The sequence below is a fragment of the Streptomyces sp. NPDC054956 genome (assembly GCF_053609185.1).
In genome coordinates, this window is record NZ_JBSGXB010000613.1 from 1 (window position 1) to 1,686 (window position 1,686).

The following is a 1,686-nucleotide window of genomic DNA, read 5'->3' on the forward strand; positions in this document are numbered from 1 at the left end:
GGTGTCCGAGTACGCCGCTCCCGCCCGGGCCGCCGACCTCCGGGGACTGCCTCCCGCGTACGTCTCGGTGTACGAGTTCGACCCGGCGCGGGACGAGGGCATCGACTACGCGCAGCGGCTGGTCCAGGCCGGTGTCGGCGCCGAGTTGCACCATTACCCCGGCACCTTCCACGGCTGCGCGTCCCTCCCGGGGACCGAGGTGTCGTCGAGGATGCGGGAGGGCCGCGCGTACGCCCTGCGCCGGGCGCTGTTCCCCGTCCCGTCGGCGGCGTACGACGGGCGGTCTCCGGTGGGCCGCGGAGCGCCGACGCCCGCGCCCGTGCACCGGATCTCGTCCCTCTTCGACCTCGACCGGGACGCCGGCCCGGCACAGTGTGCAACCTAGGCCTACGGCTCGGGCGTTATAAGGGGGACGGGGTGCTTCGCCCCGGGTCTGGAGAATGCGACATGTCTGTCGGTGTACGCACTCGATCGTTACTCATGGGCACGGCGTCCGCCCTCGTCGTCGCGGGGTTCCTGCCCGCGACCGCCGTGGCGGAGCCCGTGTCGGACGCGGCCGCGCCGCGCTGGACCGCCGCCAAGCTGCCGGACGGCGACGCCGTGCTGACCGGTTCGGCGAGGCCCGACGCGCACACCAGTTGGGCGGCCGGCTTCCGGCTGGCCGACGAAGGTGGCGGCGTATCGTTCCTGCCCGTCCTCTACACGCACGACGACCGGCGCGGCGGGCCGTGGAAGGAGATGCCGACCGCACCCGGCGCCACGGGCCGGATCAACGCCCTCGCGGCGACCTCGCCCCGGAACGCGTGGCTGGTCGGTGACGCGGAGGGCGAGGGCGAACCGGCCATGACGCAGTACTGGGACGGGCGTTCGTGGCGGGTCAGGCCCGCGGCCATGCCGGAGGGCTCGCTCGGCGGCGGACTGCTGAGCATCGCCGCGGTCGGGCCGGACGACGCGTGGGCGACGGGCTGGGCCCAGATCCTCGACGAGCGGATCCCCGATCCGGACGGCGGGCCGGACCAGATCGTCAGCCACAACGAGGGGGTCGTCCAGCACTGGGACGGGCGCTCCTGGAAGCGGATCGATCTGCCCCGGATCAAGGGGAACTGGGGACTCAACGGGATCTCGGCCTCCGGCCCGAGGGACGTCTGGGCGGTCGGCAGCGGGTTCGGCGACGACGACCGGCCGGTCGTCGTGCACTACGACGGGCGTTCCTGGACGGCGCTGCCGACACCGCCGTACGGCGGCCTGTACGGCGAGTTCAACGATGTCGTGGCGAACGGGCCGCGCGACGTGTGGGTGGTGGGCCGCACGCTCCTGGACGACAAGGACCGCGGCCACGCGCTGATCATGCACTGGGACGGGCGGACGTGGACGCGCGTGGAGGGGCCCGCGGACGCCGGCCCGCTGACGGGCGCGGCCGCGACACGGGACGGCATCGTCGCCGTCGGGGAGACGCACGACCGCATCAGCGGCCAAGCGCTGCGCGTATCGGGCACGCGCGTGACGTCGCTGGAGTTCCCGGCGACGGCGGACGGGACGGCGTACTGGCCCTGGAAGGTCTCCACCACGGGGCGTGAGGTGACCGTCAGCGGCGCCTTCAACCACGCGGACCAGCGGTTCCCGCAGCCGATGCTGCTCACCACCCGCCTCTGACACGGCCCGCCCTGCCGTGCCGGTCGGTGTCCC

General features: G+C 74.0%; 2 protein-coding genes. Both read left to right on the forward strand.

Features of this window, described 5'->3' with window-relative positions; genetic code table 11:
- Positions 1–385, forward strand: a 385-nt coding sequence (locus ACWGDE_RS38750; RefSeq protein WP_453393785.1) for an alpha/beta hydrolase fold domain-containing protein, incomplete at its 5' end; no start/stop codon positions are given.
- Between the two features lie 95 nt (positions 386–480).
- Positions 481–1,653 (forward strand): hypothetical protein, encoded by a 1,173-nt coding sequence (locus ACWGDE_RS38755; RefSeq protein ID WP_453393786.1) that lies wholly within the window; start codon positions 481–483, stop codon positions 1,651–1,653.
- Positions 1,654–1,686 lie beyond the last annotated feature (33 nt).

Coding starts and splice junctions, on each gene's coding strand:
- ACWGDE_RS38755 (WP_453393786.1), top strand. CDS start 481: ATGGGCACGGCGTCCGCCCTCGTCGTCGCGGGGTTCCTGCCCGCGACC.